Here is a 21,643-nt window from a genome sequence, read left to right as displayed (position 1 = left end):
CCCCGGCCAGAGCCAGCAAACCAAGGCGCGCCTCTACTGCGTTTTGCTTTCCTCTTTTTTCACCAGTTTGCCATTGATAAAGGTAACGATATTGTTCGGATCCTGTTTCTCAGAAAAGTCGTAACCTGGCGCCGGATTGCTAACCGTGACACAGCCTTTCGCGCCCGTGCCATAGCAGCTATGCGCGCTATATGAGGTTTTATACACATTGATAAACTCGAATATGGAAGCGATGATATTGCCAGGATTCATGGTCGTCAGGACAGGAATCGGATCATTTTTCATGTACGTATAGCGGTACAGCTCCTTGTCCGACGACGTTTGGGTGTTCACCTTGCCGAACGAGGAATACAGATCCGTGTTCGAAATGCCTGGACCGAAGGCCTGCAGCGTCAGCTTCGGGTTGACAAAGCCGTTGCTCGCCGCGATATCCAGGCCATTCCTGGCAACGATCGCGCCGCGGCTATGCGCCAACAGCAGATTTTCCGTATCCTGGCGCCCCATCAGTACCTGCGCCAGTTCCTTGTCGCCAGCCGAATAGCCCAATACCGGCGCCAGCAATTTTTCATAGCCAGCCAGGAGCACATCTGCGAAGCCGTCTTTCGTCTGCTCGATATGCATCAGGACAATAACATCCGGTTTTTTATTCTCGGCATCGAGAAGCACGTTCTGGTAGGCCAGTTCCGCGGCACGGTCCATGCCATTGCGAATGCCATTCACGGCCAGTACCCCTTTCATGGCGATGGCCTCCTCCTTGGTGATCTCTTCCTTCACGAGCAAACCGGGTTCCTTGATGCAGGCATTGCGGTCGCCTGGACAGCTCAGCTTGTAGAACTTGCTTGGCGTATTGGCCGCAATAAAGGTTTGATCGGTGTAGTAGGTGGCCTCGCCATACATGGCGTTCTTGAAGCCTTGAACGATCTCGGCATTTTTCGCCAATTCCTGGACATTCTGTTTTTCCGCCGCCGTGTGCGCCACGCCCGTATCGCGGTTCAGCGCCGCGATGGCGGCAGCGCCATCTTTCCCCGTCAGCGCCTGCTGCTGCGCATTGTCGCGTATCGTCAGCACGCCATTGCTGATCGTGCTGCGCGTGAGTCCGTTCGAGGAAGAGGAATCGGAACTGTTATTGAGCAGGTTTTTCGCCACCAGCTTGCTGCCCTCGTACAGATTATCGGTGGCATTCGGCCCGCTGCCCGCGTTGATCAAGTCGGTGCCGCCCGGGCCTTTCCCCTTGCCGATATCCTTGCCGCCAGCCACCTTGTCATTCCCCTCCTTGTTGCCCTGTTCCCTGTCTTTCTTGGCGTCCGGATCTGCAAAGCTGAAGCCGCCACTCAGCCCCATGCTGCTGGCGTCGGCCACCGAGTGGTTCTTGATATCGCTCTGCGTGAGCGTCCCCGTATTCAGGCTGTTGGCGCCGGGCGCGGCGCTGCTGCTGATAATGGCGCCCTTCAAGTCCGTATTGCCGCCGACCGCGATCTGGAAGCCGCCCGCGCCGGCCCTGATGCCGCTTTGTTCCTGCACGCTGGCATAATCGCTGTGCATCTTGCTCTGGCTGAAACTGGCACTTACGCTGGCACCGGCGCCATAGGTTCCGCTCACGCTGACACTCTGGTTCTTGCTGTCGAACTTGGCTGTATCCTGCAAACTTTCCAGATTCAGATTGCCCTGGATATTGGCAATCACCTGGCCGGCATTCGCCACCGCACCCTTGATCGTGGTATCCCCTCCACTATTAATCACCAGCAACTGGCCTGCATTGACGTGCGTATTCAGCTGGGTACTGCCCTCGCCATCCTGCTTGCCCTGACTGGCGCTGATACTGCCGGTCAGGCCAAACGCCGGCCCGCTCTTGCTGATGTTAGCCGAGACACCCGCCGAAACACTCAGGCTGGAACTCTTGGTGTGCTGACTTTCCGTATCCTGCACTGCCAGCAGGTTGACCTGATTATCTGCGCCCAGTCGAACGATATTGCTGGCATTAAGCTCGCTGCCGAGGATATTGATGTTGCTATCCTTGCCGCCGCCAGTTGCCGTAATGTTAATATTTTTGCCGCTCAATATGCTGCCGCTATGCGTCGTGCTGGCCGTCGTCTGCGTCTGTTCGCTTTCCGAATGACCGTAAGTGAGGCTGATGCTCACGCTCGGGCCTTGCGATTTGGCGTTGTTGGCGGCCAAGGCGGCCGTGGCCGCAGCCATGGCCTGCACCCGCCCGTTGCTCGTCTTGCCCATCGCCTCGCCCATGCCTTGCACGGTTTGAATGGCGCTGACCACGCTGCCACCCACAGCCAGGGTGAAGCCATCCTGCACGATCTTGGTAACAACTTTGCCTTTCTCATTGTCTTGCCCAGGCTGAATGGTGACACTTTTCCCGATGATATCGAGGTCAGTCGCGGCGGCAATATCGCTGCCACTTATTTTGACGCCGTTGCCAGCAACCATCGTCAACGCTCCCCCCGTGGAACCAATCATGCTGCGCGAGTCACCGCTCTGCAGCGTAGCATCACGTTGCCGGTCCACGGTCGTGCTATTGGTGCCATAGGTGAAGCCAATGCCGCCACTGCTCATAAATCCGGTTTTTTTGGTATTCAAGTGATGCTGTTCATACACGGTATTGGTGGCCGCATCGATCGTGATGTTGTTACCCGCGAGCAATCGTGTCGCATCGTCACTCAAGATGCTCGAACCCGTAACTTGCAGATCATGCCCAGCCTGCACCGTCACGCTGCTGCCGCCCAGCGAAGTGCCGATTGCCGTGGTGGTATCGACCACATCATGCTTGGTCGTCGTGGTCTTGTTCCAGAAGCCCTTCTTCGACGATTTGCTGGCGATATCGCTCACTTCGTTCTGGAAACCATTGACCAGGCTGATGTCATTGCCCGCCACCAAGCCCAACGTTCCCTGCGCCTGCACGTCCGCCGCGCGCGCTGTCAGGTTATTGCCCGCCTGCAGATTGACATTGCCGGCGCCCATGATCTGGCTGCCTACTTCGCTGGTTTTGCTCTGTTTGCTGTAATTGTCAGCATTGCGTATGTCATTCTGCGTAGAGGCCACGGTAACGGTATTGAGGGTCAGGTTATTGCCGGCAATCACGCTGGTCTGGCCATTCACGCCGGCGTTGGCGATGACGCCGCCCGTCACCGTCACATCGCGCCCTGCCTGGACGACGAGGGCAGCGCCTTCGTCCGTCCCCGTCACGTACATGCCTGCCGTCGAGCCGATGGTGGTGCTGGTCGATGTATTGCCCGTCCATCGCTCGCTGGCGTTGCTGACGGTGGTGCTGACCACATTGATATCGCGGCCTGCACTGGCCAACAACTGGGATTCGGCCACAACACTGCTGCCGCGGTTATTGATGTCATTGCCGGCGATCAGCGCCACTTTGTCGCCGTGTACTTCGCCTGCCTGTTGCTCGATACGCTTGGCCGACAAGCCGCTACCGGAGGTGGCCACCACCGTCTCGACGCTCAGGTCGCGCCCGGCAGAGATTGCCGTGACGCCGCCCTGCCCGGTATTGCTGACAATACCTCCAGCGATACTAACATCCCTTCCCGCAGACAGCACCAGGCTGCTGCCACTGGCGGCATCGCCGCTGACGTACAGCCCCGCCACGCGGCCCAGGTAGCGCCCGTCTTCCAGCGTATTGGTGGAAATATGAATGTCGCGTCCTGCGCTCGCCTGCAGTGCGTTATTGGCCGAAATGGTACCGCCGATATTATTCAAGTCGTTGCGCGCCGCGATGCTGACGTTATCGGCGCCAACACGGCCACCCAGATTGCTGACATTCTCCGCATTCAGCAACACGACTTCACGGCCGGCAATGGTGCCGCCATTCACCAGGTCGCCCGACAAGCGGATATCGACCTCTTTGCCTGCCAACAGACTGCCTGCGCCGTCAAGGTCGTCTTCGCGCACGCGTACGTAGACCTGCGGCACAAGCACCTTTTGCGTGGAACCATCGGCCAAGGTCACGTCCTGCTCCACCAGCCACACGATATCACTGGTCAGCGCCGCCATCTGTGCCGGCGTCAGCGCCAGGCCAGGGCGCAAATCCCAGGTCTGGGCAAAGGCGGCGCCGGCATCCATCAGCCCGCGATACTGCTGATCATCGCTGGAATAGTCGCCAGTAAAACGCTGCCCCGTCAGTTCCGCGATCTGCTCGCGTACCAGGCGTTGCTCGTAAAAACCGTCACCGAGGCGCTTTTGCGTCACGGTTGGATCGAGCTGGACCTTACTGGTCAGGTAATCCGACCCCGTCCAATCCTTGTAATTGGCAAAACGGGGATCCGTTTCCACGAGGAAGCGCGATGCAGGTCCGGGACTCGTCCTGAACAGGCTGGCATTCGGAATTTGCGTGGAAGGCAATGTCGTACGCACGACTTGCGCGCGGCCGGAAGGGTTCGCCAAAGCCACCTGACCGATTACCGTCATGCGTCCTGCGGACGCGCCGCCGGCGCCGGCCACCTGCGCTGCCCCGCCGGTGGCGCTCGACACCGTGGCGCCACGCGCTGCGGCCATGCCGGACTGTGTGGCCTTGCCCGGCCCCGTAGCGCCTGCCGCAAGTTCCTGCTTGACGCCTGCCAGGCCGAGCGCCTGACCGGCATTGCCGGCACGCTCGCTCCCCTGCAAGCCGCTGTTGTCGCCCACGGCGGCAGGACCACCTTGCGTATTTTTAGCAAGCAAGCCCGCATCGACCTTGCCAGCACCAGCCACTGCGCCGACGGCAGCAACACCGCCATCTTGCACACTGCCATGGCCTGCTGCCTGGCCAGCGTTACCAAGGCGTCCACTACCTTGCAAGCCGCCTGCCCCACCTACCGCATCGGGTCCACCTTGCGTCCCACCTGCCAGCAAGGCGGGATCGACCGTGCCAGCCCCGGCGGCACCGCCAACGGTAGCAACAGAGCCGCCCTGTACGCCCCCATGCCCGGCCGACTGGCCAGCGTTGCCGAAACGCCCGCTACCTTGCAAGCCGCTGCCCCCGCCGACCGCGCCGGGACCACCCTGCGCGTCACGCGCCAGCAAGGCCGAATCGACCGTGCTGGCGGCGCCGCTTCCTGTGGCCGCGCCAGCGGAACCGCCCTGCACCGCGCCATGGTCAGTTGTTTTCCCCGCGTTGCCAATCCGACCACTGCGATCTTGCGTGCCTTGCGCGTCAACGGCGTCCGCGCTCCTGCTGTCGACTCCCACTGTGGCACGGCCAGTATCGATGCCTGACGTTGATGTTTGTCCGCCCGCACCCGTGGCGCCGGCGACGGCCGAACCGCTGAGCGCGCCGACATTGCCCGCCTGCCCCGCATTACCCGTCCCGCTGGCGCCGCTCAATGCCCCCGTGCCGCTGGCTGCCGTTGCACCGCTGCCTGCAGCAGCATTGACGCTGGCAATGGCGCCCGAGGTCTTGTTCACGGTCGTCAAGGCCACGTTGGCATTGGCGGCACCCGCAGCGCTGGTGCCGCCGTTGACACCGCTCAAGCCTGTCGATGATGGCGAGATATAGGTCGCTTTTTCATATATCTGCTTGACGATGTCCGACGAACTCTTCTCGACTGGGTCGTAGCGGTATGATCCCTTGAACATACTCATGGCACCGCCGGTAGCCGATATTGGACCGTACAGAATATTTGACACCGAGCCGGATTCACGAAAGTATGTCTGCAGCTTCACCTCTGGAGCAAGCAGTGTCGTTCCCTCGACTTTCAGCACGCCACCAGCGATAACGTGACTCTGGTCATTAAGGGCACTGCTGGCGTGAATCGTGATATTTCCGCCGGCCAGCAGTTTTCCGGGATCTGTCTCAACGACTGTATCCTTGCGCGAGGTGCGGGTAAGCTCATATCTTTTGTAATCCCTTACATTGTTCACACCATTGACGACCAGATGGTAGTATTCCCCCATTTTATTTTCGTAGACTCCCTCAGCACCCAGCCGATACCGCTTACCTTCTTCTCCAGGGGTCATGCTCTCAAATTCCACGACGGATTCAGGTCCGCTATCAAGCGTCTCGATCCTGAAATGCGTATTTAAATTTCGGAACTGACTCGCCCCCATATCCAGATTCCCCAACGCCTCGATCGTCGCACTGGCATTCGTCACCGATACCGCCCAGCCCGTGGCGATGCGGTTGCCGTCCAGGTAACCGCCGATGGCCATGTCGCCGCCGCTGAAGATCAGGCCGTGTTCGCGGTTATTGAGTGTCGTGACGCCGATATCGAGGCGGGTGCGCGCCGCGATGGTGGCCGCCACGCCGCCTTCCACGTCATTGTTGACGGTGCCTCCGCCGATGCTCAGATAGTCGCCATAGATGCGGCCCGTGCCCATGTTGTTCAGCGTGCCGACGTTCAGTTGCGTGTAGATGCCATCGATCACGCCCCGGTTGTTCAGCACCCCGCCGACATTGACGCGCGTCGTGCCCGCATTGATGTCGCCGGTAGCAGCGTTGTCGAAATTGGCGGCACCCAGGGTCAGTTTGCTGAGCGCCTGGATCTTGCCCGCATTCGCCAGCTGCCCGCCGATGGCGATATCGGCGTTACCGTTGGCCATGATCTCGGCGCCCGCGTTCAGCGTAAAGTTGCCGGCCAGGTCCAGCGCCAGATCTTTCTGTGACAGCACCTTGCCGTCACCGCTCAGGCTGCCCGCGCGGATGTCGGTGCGCACGCCGCCGATGATGGTGCCACCCGAGTTGGTGACGGCCAATCCACGGCCGGGGCCGGTGTCCTGCAGCGCCAGCGCGCCACCGGCGCTGAGCATGCCCAAGGTATTGTTGACGCTGCCCGCACTGTTGATCGCCAGGTTGCCATCCGCGCGCACCGCGCCCTGCACATTGCTGACATTGGCACTGTTCAGGGTCACCTGCACGCCTTCGATGCCCTGGTTCGCGCCCAGGGTGCTGGCATTGTCGATTGCGCCACCCGTCAGCGTGACGGCCGCGCCGGAACGGATCAAGCCTTGCTGATTGTTGACGCTGCCGCCACCGGCGTTCAAACCGATATTGCCCAGCACCTGGATTTGTCCGCCCTGGTTCTGCAAGCCGCTCAGGGTCAAATCCAGCGCCGACTTGCCGACGACCTGGCCGCCGCGATTGTCCAGCTGGCCCACGCTGCCCGTGATGTTGCCGGCAGCGCCCAGGTAGCCGCCTGCATTGTTCCAGCTGCCCGTTTGCAGGGTCAATCCGGCACCGCTGCTGATGCCGCCGGCGCTGCCGGGATGGCGCACCGCATACGCGCCCGCATTGGTGTTGAGCAAGGCGTTGCCGTGCGTATCGATGGTCATGGCGCCGCCCGACTGCAGCAGGCCGCCATCGTTGTCCAGAATACCCGTCTGCAAGTTGACGCTTCCCGTGCCCGCCAAAGTGCCCTGGTTGTTGTTGAAGACCTGGCCATGCGTGTCGAGCGTGACGTTCGCGCCCGCAATGGTGCCCTGCCCGTTCCACAGGCCGCCATTGCGCAGCATAATGTCGCCACCCGCTTGCAGGGTGCCGCCATTGTTGACGGTGGCGCCCGTGGACGTTACCGTCAACAGGCCTTGCACCGAGGCCAGCTTGCCGCCAGCGCTGTTGTCGACGCTGGCCGCGTTTACGTTCAAATTGCCCGTGGCGGCCAGCAAGCCGCCCGCATTGTTCAAGGCCTGCGCTACATTCGCCGTCAGCTGCCCGCCCGCCGTGGCGCTGCCACCCAGGTTCAGCAGGCTACCTGCGCCCAGCACCACATTCCCGCCGCCAGCGATGGCGCCGCCAAGGCTGTTGTCGAGTACATTGTTCGCCGTCACCGTCAGGTTGGATGTACCCGCCGCCTGCAGCTTGCCGCCCTGGTTGTTCAAGTTCGATGCGACGATATTGGTGTTGCCGTTGCTGGCGATGGTGCCGCCGCGGTTATCCAGGCCACCACTCAATTGAATGCTGGTATCACCTTTACCGAGCTGCGTCAGGTTACCGCCTCCATTGTCCAGGGTCGCGGCCGTTATGCTGATTTGCTGCGCGATGGTGCTGGCGTTGCGGTGGTCGATGGCGCCGGCCGTGACGACCAGCGCGCCATTTCCCGTGACCTGGCCGCGCTGGTCGTTGAACTGCGTGGCTTGCAGGCTCAGGGTGCCGCTGCCCGCGTGTTCGATCTTGCCATCCGTATTCGTCAGCGTGCCCGCCTTCAAGCCCAGGTTGGCGCTGTTGACGGCGATGCGGCCGCCCGTGTTGTCCAGCACGCCTGCTGGCGCCGTCAGCTCGATGGCGGTATTGCCGACACCGGTCTGCACGATGCTGCCGTGCTGGTTATTGAGGTTGCCCACGCCAACGGCCAGTTGGCCGGCACTGATATCGCCGCGCTGGTTGTTCCAGGTCTGGCTATTCGCCCCGGCCTTGATCGTCAAGGCACCGGGCGTGGTGACCACGGCGCCGCTGGTGCTGACGTCGCCTGCGCTGGCCGTCAGGCTGATATTGTCGGCGCTGCTGCGGCTGCCGCCAAGGTCGACGCTGCCGCCGCTCAGGACGGCATTGCCTGCCGCCAACACTTGCCCATGCGCACCCAATGCCTGCTGTGCCGTAATTTGCAAGTTGCCGCTCGTTTGCAAACTGCCATCGGCTTTCACGCCCGCGCCGATCAGGCTGGCCGCACCGCTGTTGATGCTGTTGGCACTGATGGTGTTGTTGCCCTGGGCCAGGATAACGCCGGCATTCTCCAGCGCCCCCGTCACGGTGAGCACCTGTTCTGCACCGGCAAACAGGCTGCCGCTGTTGCGCACGCTACCCGCCGTGGTCGTCAGATTACCGCTGGCAACGATGCTGCCCTGCTCATTGAGCAGCTCGTCCATGGTCAATTGCGCATTGCCGCCCGCCGCCTGCAATTGTCCCAGCGTATTGTCCACCTTGCCGCCGGCCAGCGTCAGGTCGCGCCCGGCAATGATCACGCCGCTGGCATTGTCCAGCTTGCCCGTCGCTGCCACATTGACATCTTGCGCAGACGCAATACGACCATGATCGTTGAGCAACTCACCCGTTTCCACGCGCACATTGCCATTCGCTTCGATTTTGCCGCCGCTATTGTCCAGGCGCGTGCTGGCCAGCACTGTTGCCGCACTCGTGCCCAGCTGCGTGATCTGCCCCTGGCGATTGTCGAGGATGCCAGCAGAGACGTTCACCTGCTGCGCCAGCAGGCTGGCGTTACGGTGATCGATGTAATTGGCCGCCACCTGCAGCGCGCCATTGCCCGTCAGCTGGCCCCGCTGGCCATACAGATTCGTGGCGCGGATGTCCAGCACACCCTTGCCTGCATGTTCGATCTTGCCATCCGTATTCGTCAGGTCGCCCGCCTGCAGGCGCAGATTGGCGCTGTTGACGGCGATGCGCCCGCCCGTATTGTCCAGCTTGCCCGTCTCGATGACGGTGTCGCCCGTGCCCGTCTGGATCACGGTGCCCTTGGTGTTGTCCAGATTGCCTACGCGCAAGGCTAGTTGCCCCGCGCTCAGGCTGCCGCCCTGGTTGACCAGTGCCTGCCCGTTGGCGGCATTGGCCGTAATGGCCAGCAAGCCATTGGTCGACACGACCGCCCTGCTGGTCGTCACATTGCCCGTCAATGCCGTCAAGCCGATATTCGCCGCGCTGGTCTGGCTGCCGCCCACGTCAACAGACGCACCCGTCAGTTGCAACTGGCCGGCCGCCATGTTCTGGCCGCCAGCCTGCAAGGCGCCGCTCGTTTTCACCGTCAGATCGCCAGCCGAGGCAAAGCTGCCATCGGCGCGCATGCCCGCTGCCAGCAAGCCGTTGCCGTCCAGACTACCCGCCGTGATCGTCGTATTGCCCAGGGCGGCCAGCGAGCCTGTATTGCTGAGCAAGCCGCCGATATCCAGGCTCTGGTTGCGTCCCGCATACAGCACGCCAGCGTTGAGCACGTCGCCGCTGACCTTGGCCGTGATATCCGCGCCCGCGCTCAGCGTTCCCTGCGCATTGCGCAAGCTGGCCGCGTCCAGGCTCAAGACGCCGGTCCCCGCCTGCAGCAAGCCACGCGTATTGTCGATGGCGCCACCCAGGTGCAAATCGGTCGCCGCCGCGATCACGCCATCGGCATTGACGAGTACGCCAGTGCTGACGATGTCGGCGGACGTGGCCGAGGTGATCTTGCCCTTGCTGTTGTCCAGATTGCCGGTCTGCACCGACAAGGTGCCGTTGCCGGAGATTTCCCCACTCGTATTGTCGAGCTGGCCGGTGACGGCTACCGTCATGCCGCCCGCGCCCGTCTGCAGCAAATGGCCGCCCCGGTTGCTCAGGCTGTCAGCCTGAACGCTCAGGGACCGGCCCGTGGTGGTGGCGTTGGCGTGGTCGAACAGACCGGCTTTCAGATCGACGGCGCCGTTGCCGATGATGCTGCCGCCGGCCCCCTGCAAGGTGGCTGCCGTGATGGCCAAGGTGCCGACACCCGCATGCTCGATCTTGCCGCCCGCATTCGTCAAGCTGGCCGCGCCCAGAGTCAGATTGGCGCTATTGACGGCGATGCGCCCGGCGCTATTGTCCAGCTTGCCCGTCTGGATAACGGTATCGCCCGTGCCCGTCTGGATCACGGTACCCTTGGCGTTGTCGAGATTGCCCACGTGCAGGTCGAGTTGGCCGGCACTGAGTTGCCCTTCCGTATTGCGCAAGGTGTCTTGCGCATGGATCGTCAAGGCGCCAGGCGTGCTGACCACGGCTTGATGCGTGCTGACATCGCCCTGAGTTGCCGTCAGGCCGATATTGGCGGCGCTGGTCTGGCTGCCAGACAAGTCCACGCTGGCGCCTGTCAGGTTGGCATTGCCTGCTGCCAGATTCTGGCCATGCGCGGCCAGCGTTTGCGCAGTGTTGACCGTCAAGTCGCCCGACATGCCCAGCTTGCCATCGGCCTGCATGCCCGCAGCGATCAGGCTGCTTGCGCTGCTGTCAAGGCTGTTTGCCGTGATGCTGTTGTTGCCTTGCGCCGCGATGACGCCAGTGTTCACAATGGCGCCGCTGGCGTTCAAGGTCTGATTGCCAGCAGCGTACAGGCTGCCCGCGTTGTTCAAGCTGGTCAGTGTCGCGTTCAGATTGGCGCCGGCAAACACGTTGCCTGCGGTGTTATTCAAGTTCGCTACGTTCAAGGTCGCGTTGCCGGCCACGGCCTGCAACTGGCCCTTGGTATTGTCGATGTCAGCACCGTTCAATGCCAGGTTGCGCCCGGCGGCCACGGTGCCTTCCGTATTGTCCAGGCTACCGACGTTCAACCCGGCATCCTGTGCCGCCACGATGCGGCCCTTGTTGTTCAGCAACGTATCCGCTTTCACCAGCGCATCGCCATTGCCTTCGATCTTGCCGCCCGTATTGTCCAGCGAGCCGGCGGCATTGACGCTCATCAAACCGCTACCCGTTTGCGCCAGGCTGCCGGCGCGATTGTCCAGCGTGCCGGTGTTGATGGTCAGCTGATTGGCGATGGTGGTCGCATTGCGGTGATCCAGGGTCGCGGCGGTGATGTCGAGCTTGCCATTGCCCGTGATCTTGCCAAACTGGTTGTTGAACTGGCCCGCGTGGATGGCCAGCAGGCCCGCGCCTGCGTGTTCCAGCTTGCCATTGATATTCGTCAACACCGTCGCGTTCAAGGCCAAGTTATTGCTGTTGACGGCGATACGGCCGGCCGTGTTGTCCAGCTTGCCTGTGGTGATGATCGTATCGCCCGCGCCCGTCTGCACGATGTCGCCGCTGGCGTTGTCCAGATTCACCACGTTCAATTGCAACTGACCGCCCACCAGTTGGCCCTGGCTGTTCACCAGCGACTGGGCGTTGTTTGCGTTGGCCGTGATGGCCAGCACGTTACTGGCGGAAATCACCGCCTTGTTCGTCAGTACGTCGCCGCTGCGCGCGGTGATGGCAAGGTTGCTTGCCCCCGTCTGGCTGCCAGACAGGTCCACACTCACGCCAGTGAGCACGGCATTGCCCGCAGCCAGGTTCTGGCCGCTCGCTTGCAGCACGCCATCCGCGCTGATGGTCAGATCGCCTGCAGTACCCAGGCTGCCATCGGCTTTCACGCCAGCGCCCAGCAAGCCGCTGCTGGTCACCTTGCCAGCGGAAATTATCGTGTTGTTGACGGAGGCAATCGACCCCGTGTTGTTCAGCAAGCCGCCGACCGTCAATTGCTGATTGCGGCCCGCATACAGCAGGCCGACATTGTTCAGGTCACCACTGATTTTGGCCGTCAGGTCCGTGCCGGCGCTGAGCGTACCCTGCTGGTTCAGCAAGGTAACGGCATCCAGACGTAATTTGTCTGCTTGCAACACGCCGCGCGTGTTGTCGATATTCACGCCGCCAACGTGCAAGTCGGCGGCCGCAGCCATCACGCCATCGGTGTTGTTCAATACACCTTTGCTGGCGATGTCGGCTGATGCAGCGGACGTGATGCGGCCCTTGCTGTTGTCCAACACGCCTGCTTGCACGGACAAGATGCCTGTTCCCGCATGCTCGATCTTGCCATCGCGGTTCGTCAGCGTGGCCGCATCGATATGCAAGTCCGTGCTGTTGACGGCGATGCGGCCAGCCGTATTGTCCAGCTTACCGGTAACGATGCTGGTATCGCCCGTGCCCGTTTGCAACACCGTCCCCTTGGCATTGTCCAGGTTTGCCACGTGCAGGTCGAGCTGGCCCGCCTGCAAGGTACCGTCCGTGTTGTGCAGGGTGGAACTGGTCGTGACGTTCAGCGTGCCAGGCGTCGTCACGACAGCCTTGTTCGTGCTGACATCGCCCTGGGTTGCCGTCAGGCCGATATTCGCGGCGCTGGTCTGGCTGCCGCCGATGTCGATGCTGGCGCCTGTCAGGGTCGCCTTGCCCGCCGCCAGATTCTGGCCGTGTGCAGCCAGCGTTTGCGCGGTGTTGATGGTCAAGTCGCCAGCCGTGCCCAGCTTGCCATCGGCCTGGATGCCGGCGCCGATCAAGCTGCTTGCGCTGCTGTCGAGGGTCTTCGCCGTGATGCTGTTGTTGCCTTGCGCCGCGATGACGCCCGTGTTCACGATGGCGCCGCTGGCGTTCAAGGTCTGATTGCCAGCAGCGTACAGGCTGCCCGTGTTGTTCAGACTAGCCAGTGTCGCGTTCAGGTTGGCGCCGGCAAACACGCTGCCGGTGGCATTGTTCAATTTACCGACTGTCAAAGCAGCATTGCCGGCTACGGCCTGCAACTGGCCCTTGGTATTGTCGATGTCGCCACCATTCAATGCCAGGTTGCGGCCGGCGGCCACCGTGCCTTCCGTGTTGTCCAGGCTGCCGACGTTCAACCCGGCATCCTGTGCCGCCACGAGGCGGCCCTTGTTGTTCAGCAACGTATCCGCTTTGACCAGCGCATCGCCATTGCCCTCGATCTTGCCGCCCGTGTTGTCCAGCGAGCCGGCGGCATTGACGCTCATCAAACCGCTACCCGTTTGCGCCAGGCTGCCGGTGCGATTGTCCAGCGTGCCGGTGTTGATGGTCAGCTGATTGGCGATGGTGGTCGCATTGCGGTGATCCAGGGTCGCGGCGGTGATGTCGAGCTTGCCATTACCCGTGATCTTGCCGAACTGGTTGTTGAACTGGCCCGCGTGGATGGCCAGCACGCCGCTGCCTGCATGCTCCAGCTTGCCATTGATATTCATCAACACCGTCGCGTTCAAGGCCAAGTTATTGCTGTTGACGGCGATGCGGCCTGCCGTGTTGTCCAGCTTGCCAGTGGTGATGACGGTGTCGCCCGTGCCCGTCTGCACGATGTCGCCGCTGGCGTTGTCCAGATTCGCCACGTTCAATTGCAACTGACCGCCCACCAACTGGCCCTGGCTGTTCACCAGCGACTGGGCGTTATGCGCATTGGCCGTGATGGCCAGCACGTTGCTGGCGGAAATCACCGCCTTGTTCGTCAGTACGTCGCCGCTACGCGCGGTGATGCCGATATTGCCAGCGCCCGTCTGGCTGCCAGACAGGTCCACGTTGGCCCCCGTCAGCACGGCACTGCCCGCAGCCAGGTTCTGCCCGCTCGCTTGCAGCACGCCATCGCTATTGATGGTCAGATCGCCCGCCGTGCCCAGGCTGCCATCGGCTTTCACGCCGGCACCAAGCAAACCGCTGCTGGTCACCTTGCCAGCGGAAATTATCGTATTGTTGACGGAGGCAATCGACCCCGTGTTGTTCAACACGCCGCCGACCGTCAATTGCTGGTTGCGGCCAGCATACAGCAGGCCGGAATTGTTCAGGTCACCACTGATTTTGGCCGTCAGGTCCGTGCCGGCGCTGACCGTGCCCTGCTGGTTCAGCAAGGCCGCCGCATCCAGACGTAAATTGTCTGCTTGCAACACGCCGCGCGTGTTGTCGATATTCACGCCGCCGACGTGCAAGTCGGCGGCCGCAGCCATCACGCCATCAGTATTGTTCAGCGTGCCCTTGCTGGCGATGTCCGCCGAGGCAGCTGACGTGATACGGCCCTTGCTGTTGTCCAGTACGCCCGCTTGCAGATTCAACGTACCCGTACCCGCGTGCTCGATCTTGCCGTCCTTGTTCGTGACGCTGACGGCATCCATGTTCAAGTTTGTACTGTTGACGGCGATGCGCCCAGCTGTATTGTCCAGATTGCCGGTAACGATGCTGGTATCGCCCGTGCCCGTCTGCAGCACCGTGCCCTTGGCATTGTCCAGATTGCCCACGTGCAGATCGAGCTGGCCCGCCTGTAAGGTGCCGTCCGTGTTGTGCAGGGTGGAACTGGTCGTGACGTTCAGCGTGCCAGGCGTCGTCACGACAGCCTTGTTCGTGCTGACATCGCCCTTGGTTGCCGTCAGGCCGATATTCGCGGCGCTGGTCTGGCTGCCGCCGAGATCAACCGAGGTGCCGCTCAGATTCGCATTTCCTGCGGCCAGTATCTGGCCGTGTGCAGCAAGATCCTGAGTGGTGCTGATTGTCAGATTGCCCGACGTGCCCAGCTTGCCATCGGCCTGGATGCCGGCGCCGATCAAGCTGCTTGCGCTGCTGTCGAGGGTCTTCGCCGTGATGCTGTTGTTGCCTTGCGCCGCGATGACGCCCGTGTTCACGATGGCGCCGCTGGCGTTCAAGGTCTGATTGCCAGCAGCGTACAGGCTGCCCGTGTTGTTCAGACTAGCCAGTGTCGCGTTCAGGTTGGCGCCGGCAAACACGCTGCCGGTGGCATTGTTCAATTTACCGACTGTCAAAGCAGCATTGCCGGCTACGGCTTGCAACTGGCCCTTGGTATTGTCGATGTCGCCACCATTCAATGCCAGGTTGCGGCCGGCGGCCACCGTGCCTTCCGTGTTGTCCAGGCTGCCGACGTTCAACCCGGCATCCTGTGCCGCCACGAGGCGGCCCTTGTTGTTCAGCAACGTATCCGCTTTGACCAGCGCATCGCCATTGCCCTCGATCTTGCCGCCCGTGTTGTCCAGCGAGCCGGCGGCATTGACGCTCATCAAACCGCTACCCGTTTGCGCCAGGCTGCCGGTGCGATTGTCCAGCGTGCCGGTGTTGATGGTCAGCTGATTGGCGATGGTGGTCGCATTGCGGTGATCCAGGGTCGCGGCGGTGATGTCGAGCTTGCCATTGCCCGTGATCTTGCCAAACTGGTTGTTGAACTGGCCCGCGTGGATGGCCAGCACGCCGCTGCCTGCATGCTCCAGCTTGCCATTGACATTCGTCAACACCGTCGCGTTCAAAGCCAGGTTCGCGCTGTTGACGGCGATACGGCCGGCCGTGTTGTCCAGCTTGCCCGTGGTGATGATCGTATCGCCCGTGCCCGCCTGCACGATGTCGCCGCTGGCGTTGTTCAGATTGGCGACGTTCAATTGCAACTGACCGCCCACAAGTTGGCCCTGGCTGTTCACCAGCGACTGGGCGTTGTTTGCATTGGCGGTAATCGCCAGCAACTTGCTGGCAGAAATGACTGCCTTGTTGGTGATGACATCGCCAGCAAGGGCCGTGATGGCGATGTGCGCCGCACCCGTCTGGCTACCCGACAGGTCCACATTGTCCCCCGTCAACACCGCGCTGGCCGCCGCCATGTTCTGGCCGCTCGCTTGCAGCACGCCATCTGCGTTAATGATCAGGTCACCCGCCGTGCCCAAACTACCATCGGCTTTCACGCCAGCACCCAGTAAGCCGCTGCTGGTCACCTTGCCAGCGGAAATTATCGTGTTGTTGACGGAGGCAATCGACCCCGTGTTGTTCAGCAAGCCGCCGACCGTCAATTGCTGATTGCGGCCCGCATACAGCAGGCCGGCATTGTTCAGGTCACCACTGATTTTGGCCGTCAGGTCCGTGCCGGCGCTGAGCGTACCCTGCTGGTTCAGCAAGGTAACGGCATCCAGACGTAAATTGTCTGCCTGCAACACGCCGCGCGTGTTGTCGATATTCACGCCGCCGACGTGCAAGTCGGCGGCCGCAGCCATCACGCCATCAGTATTGTTCAGCGTGCCCTTGCTGGCGATGTCCGCCGAGGCAGCTGACGTGATACGGCCCTTGCTGTTGTCCAGTACGCCCGCTTGCAGATTCAACGTACCCGTACCCGCGTGCTCGATCTTGCCGTCTTTGTTTGCCAAGGTGGCTGTATCTAAGGTCAAATTGGCGCTATTGACGGCAATGCGGCCGGCTGTATTATCAAGATTACCTGTCTGAATGACAGTATTGCCTGCACCTGTCTGCAAGACAGTGCCTTTGGCGTTGTCCAGGTTTGCCACGTGCAGGTCGAGCTGGCCTGCCTGCACTGTGCCGTCCGTGTTGTGCAGGGTGGAACTGGTCGTGACGTTCAGCGTGCCAGGCGTCGTCACCACAGCTTGATGCGTGCTGATCTCGCCCTGTGTCGCCGTCAGGCCGATGTTGGCGGCGCTGGTCTGGCTGCCGCCGATATCGATGCTGGTGCCGGTCAGATTGGCGCTGCCTGCCGCCAGGTTCTGGCCATGCGCGGCCAGCGTTTGTGTAGTGCTGATCGTCAGGTCGCCAGCCGTGCCCAGCTTGCCATCGGCCTGCATGCCGGCGCCGATCAAGCTGCTTGCGCTGCTGTCGAGGGTCTTTGCCGTGATGCTGTTGTTGCCCTGCGCCGCGATGACGCCCGTGTTCACAATGGCGCCGCTGGCGTTCAAGGTCTGATTGCCTGCCGCATACAGGCTGCCCGCGTTGTTCAAGGTATCGAGCGTCGTGGTCAGATTACCGCCGGCAAACACGCTGCCTGCCGCATTATTCACGTTCGCAGCGTTCAAGGTGGCGTTGCCGGCCACGGCTTGCAACTGGCCCTTGGTATTGTCAATGTCGCCACCATTCAATGCCAGGTTGCGGCCTGCCGCGATCATGCCCTCGGTATTGTCCAGGCTGCCTATCTGCAGTTCGGCATCCTGCGCCGCCACGATGCGGCCGGTTTTGTTCAGTAATACCTGAGCTTTGAGCAGCGCATCGCCATTGCCTTCGATCTTGCCGCCCGTATTGTCCAGCGAGCCGGCGGCATTGACGCTCATCAAACCGCTACCCGTTTGCGCCAGGCTGCCGGCGCGATTGTCCAGCGTGCCGGTGTTGATGGTCAGCTGATTGGCGATGGTGGTCGCATTGCGGTGATCCAGGGTCGCGGCGGTGATGTCGAGCTTGCCATTGCCCGTGATCTTGCCGAACTGGTTGTTGAACTGACCCGCGTGGATGGCCAGCACGCCTGCACCCGCGTGTTCCAGCTTGCCATTGACAATCGTCAACACCGTCGCGTTCAAAGCCAGGTTCGCGCTGTTGACGGCGATGCGGCCGGCTGTGTTGTCCAGCTTGCCCGTGGTGATGATGGTATCGCCGATGCCCGTCTGCACGATCTCGCCGTTGGCGTTGTTCAGGTTGGCCACGTTCAGTTGCAACTGACCGCCCACCAGCTGGCCCTGGCTATTCACCAGCGACTGGGCGTTGTTTGCATTGGCCGTGATGGCCAGCACGTTGCTGGCGGAAATCACCGCCTTGTTCGTCAGTACGTCGCCGCTACGCGCGGTGATATCGATGTTTGCCGCACCCGTCTGGCTGCCTGACAGATCAATGGAATCGGCCGTCAGCAAGGCGCTACCCGCCGCCAGGTTCTGCCCGCTCGCTTGCAGCACGCCATCGCTATTGATGGTCAGATCGCCCGCCATACCCAGGCTGCCGTCCGCTGTCACCCCGGCACCCAGCAAGCCGCTGCTGGTCACTTTACTAGCGGAAATATTGGTGTTGCCAACGGAGGCGATGGAACCGCTGTTGTTCAGCAATCCCCCCACCGTCAGTTGCTGGTTGCGGCCCGCATACAGCAAGCCGGTATTGCTCAAGTCTGCGCTGATCCGCGCCGTCAGATCCGAACCGGCGCTCACCGTCCCCTGCTGGTTCAGCAAGGCCGTCGCATCCAGACGCAAAGTGTCCGCCTGCAAGACGCCACGCGTGTTGTCCAGTGCGATACCGCCGACCTTCAAATCAGTGGTCGCAGCCATCACGCCGTCCGTATTCTTCAGCGCGCCCTTGCTGACGATGTCCGCCGAGGCAGCCGAGGTGATGCGGCCCTTGCTGTTGTCCAGCACGCCCGCCTGCACCTGCAGACCACCATTGCCGGCGATGCTGCCGCGCGTATTGTCCAGGGTCTGCGCCACGTCCACGCGCATCTGTCCTGGCCCCGTCTGCTGCAGGGTGCCGTCGCGGTTGTCCAGATTGTCGGCCTGCACTGTTACCTGCTGCCCGGACGTGACGGCATGACGGTGATCAATTGTTTCCGCCTGGATATCAACCAGGCCATTGCCCGTCACCTTGCCGCGCTCGTCATCGAAACGCACCGCGTCGATGCTCAGGCTGCCCGTGCCCGCGTGTTCGATGCTGCCGTCGCGGTTAGTCACCTTATCCGCAAGCACCGTCAAGTTGGCGCTGTTGACGGCGATGCGCCCGCCCGTGTTGTCCAGGGTGCTGCCTTGCAATGCCGTGTCGCCACTGCCCGTCTGGATGATGGTGCCGCTGCGGTTGTCGAGCGATCCCGTCTGGATATCCAACTGGCCGGCGCTCAAGGTGCCACGCACGTTGGACAAAGCCTGGCCGCTGGCTGCTGCCGCCACGGACAGCAGGCCCGTGGTCGTCACCAGCGCTTTGTCGGTGACGACGTTGCCGGCGCTGGCGTTCAGCGCGATAGCCGCGCCGCCCGTCTGGCTGCCGCTCAGGTCGATGCTGGCAGCGTGCAGGTTGGTCTTGCCGGCGGCCAGGTTTTGGCCATGCGCACTGATCGCTTGCGCAGCCGTCAGCTGCAGCTGGCCGCTGCCGGCCAGGCTGCCGTCGGCGCGGATGCCGGCGCCCAGCAGACTGCCGGCCGTGCTGTCGATGCGGCTGGCATCAATGCGGTTGTCGCCCTGGGCGGCGATGACGCCGCTGTTGCTGACGGCGCCACTCACCTGCAGCGCCTGGCTGCCGGCCGCATACAGGTTGCCGCTGTTGAGCACTTCGCTGGCCCGGGTGGCAAGGTTGCCACCGGTAAACACGCTGCCGGCCGTATTGTTCAGTTTTGCGACCATCAAAGCTGCATCGCCCGCTACCGCCTGGATCTGTCCGCGCGTATTGTCGATGTCGCCACTGTCCAGGCGCAGTGTACGGCCCGCCGCCAGGGTCGCTTCGGTGTTGTCCAGCGCGCCTGTCGACAGCGCCAGATCGCCGCTGGCGACGATGCGCCCCTTCTGGTTGTGCACATTGCTTGCCTGCACAGTCAACGCGCCATTGCTCTCCAGCGCGCCGCCGCGGTTGTCCAGTCCGCCGCGTACCTGCACGCCGGTCGTGCCCTGGCCGCTTTGCGCCAGGCTGCCGCCCCGGTTGTCCAGGGTCCCGGCGTCGATGTTGAGCTGCCCCGCCACCGTGCGGGCATCGCGATGGTCGATGTGTTCGCCGCTCAGCGCCATGGCGCCATTGCTGACGATACTGCCGCGCTGCAAGTTGATCTGCGCCGCGCCGATCTCCAGCGCGCCCGTGCCCGCATGCTGGATGGTTCCGTCCTGGTTGCTCAGGCTGCCTGCCTGCAGGCGCAAGGCCTGGCTATTCGTGGCGATGACGCCGCGCGTATTGTCGAAGCTTCCAGGCAATTGAATCGCCAGGTCGCCGGCGCCCAGTTGCATAATCTGGCCGCCCACGTTCGACAGGTCATGCGCCCGCACGCCCAGTTGTTGGCCAGTCAGCTGCGCCGCATCGCTGCGCACGGTCTGTGCCGCGTCCAGCTGCAACCGTTCGCGGGCACTGACCTGCGCGCGGCTGGCGTCGAGGTCGCCGGCGCTGGCGCCCAGGCTGACGTTGCCGCCCGACACTTGCGCCCCAGTAATGTCCAGCTGGCGCGCCGCCAGGCTGCTGTCTCCGCCTGCCACGGCCGTGCCATGCACGGCAATGGTATCGCCAGCAGAAACGTTCAGCTTGCCGCTGGCGGCCAAGGTATTATCCAGATTCAAGCCAGCCGCCAGCACCGAGCCAGCAGTGGCATCGATGCGCGCTGCCGCGCCCGTGGCTTGCACGCTGGCATTGCCCTGGGCCGCGATCACGCCGCTGTTGGCGATATTGCCCTGGGCCTGCACCTGGCTGTCGCCGCCTGCATACACGGTGCCGCTGTTGGCCACGTCACCCGCGACGGCAATACTCGTCTGGCTGCCGGCGCCGGCAGACTGGATGTTGCCGCTATTGCTCAACCAGCCATTCGATTGCAGCACCAGGTTGCCGGCCGTGGCCACCAAAACGCCCGCGTTGCGCACGCCCAGGCCCGCTTCCGTACCGATCAGGGTGATCTTGCCCGCATACATGCCGCCCAGCTGCGCCACGTCCAGTGCGTAGGCTGGGACGGAGCCCGCAGCGGCGACGCCAGCGCCCACGCCATGCGCCGCATCGATCTGGTTAGTTCCCGTCACCACTTTCAATTCCTGCGCCCAGATGCCGCCATTGATCTGCGCGGCGCGCGCCAGGATCGCCGTGTAGTCGCTCAGCGAGGTATCCAGTCCCCTTCCATTGATGCTGACCACCCCGCGCTGCACCATGTAGCCATCCAGGTTACCGCCGTTGAGGATAGGCGTGCCCGTCGTCAGTGTGACCCGGCTGGCGTTAATAAAACCGCCGCCGTCGACGGCCACGCCGGCCGGATTGGCGATGACGACCTCGGCCCGCTGGCCCGCCACCTCGACATAGCCGCGCAACTGGCTCGGGTTGGCCGAATTGACTTCGTTGAGGATCACGCGCGCGCTGCCGCCCGCCAGCCACGGATTGCCCTGCACCCAGCCACCCGTCTGCGTCTGCACATTGCCGCGGCTGTTGTTCAGGATGGCGCCATTCGCCGTCACGTCGAACTGGCTGTAGGTATTGCGCGATACGCCGGCGGCGCTCGGCGTCTGGATATTGACCTGCGTCACACCATTGGCGCTCTGCACCACGGTCGGACGCTGGCGGCCCGGCGCGTTTGGGTCGGCCACAATCTGCCCCATGGCCGGTCCCGCCACAAAGCTCACCATGCCCAGCGCGCCAAATATCGCCAAGGCCAGCGGCCGCAACTTGCCATTGATCCCGCCACCGCCATCGCCCTCAAATACGCCGCTGTCCAGGCCCCCCTCCCCCTTGGCAGCCTTGCCTTGCGAGGAAGCATTTTCAGCGACGACCATCAATTGGCCACGGCGTTTATTGAAGATGATGCGGTACAGGTTCTTGTTCATGAAATGTCCT

Annotated in this window: 1 protein-coding gene; it reads right to left on the bottom strand. The window is 62.5% G+C overall.

What is annotated here, in order from left to right; all coding sequences use genetic code 11:
- Positions 1 to 33: 33 nt before the first annotated feature.
- Positions 34 to 21,633, bottom strand: a complete 21,600-nt coding sequence (locus AC07X6_RS22235; protein WP_494792415.1) for a two-partner secretion domain-containing protein — start codon at positions 21,631 to 21,633, stop codon at positions 34 to 36.
- Positions 21,634 to 21,643: the final 10 nt, after the last annotated feature.

This window comes from Janthinobacterium sp. GW460-12-1-14-LB5 (assembly GCF_059423585.1).
This window is presented reverse-complemented; position numbering and strand designations above follow the sequence as displayed.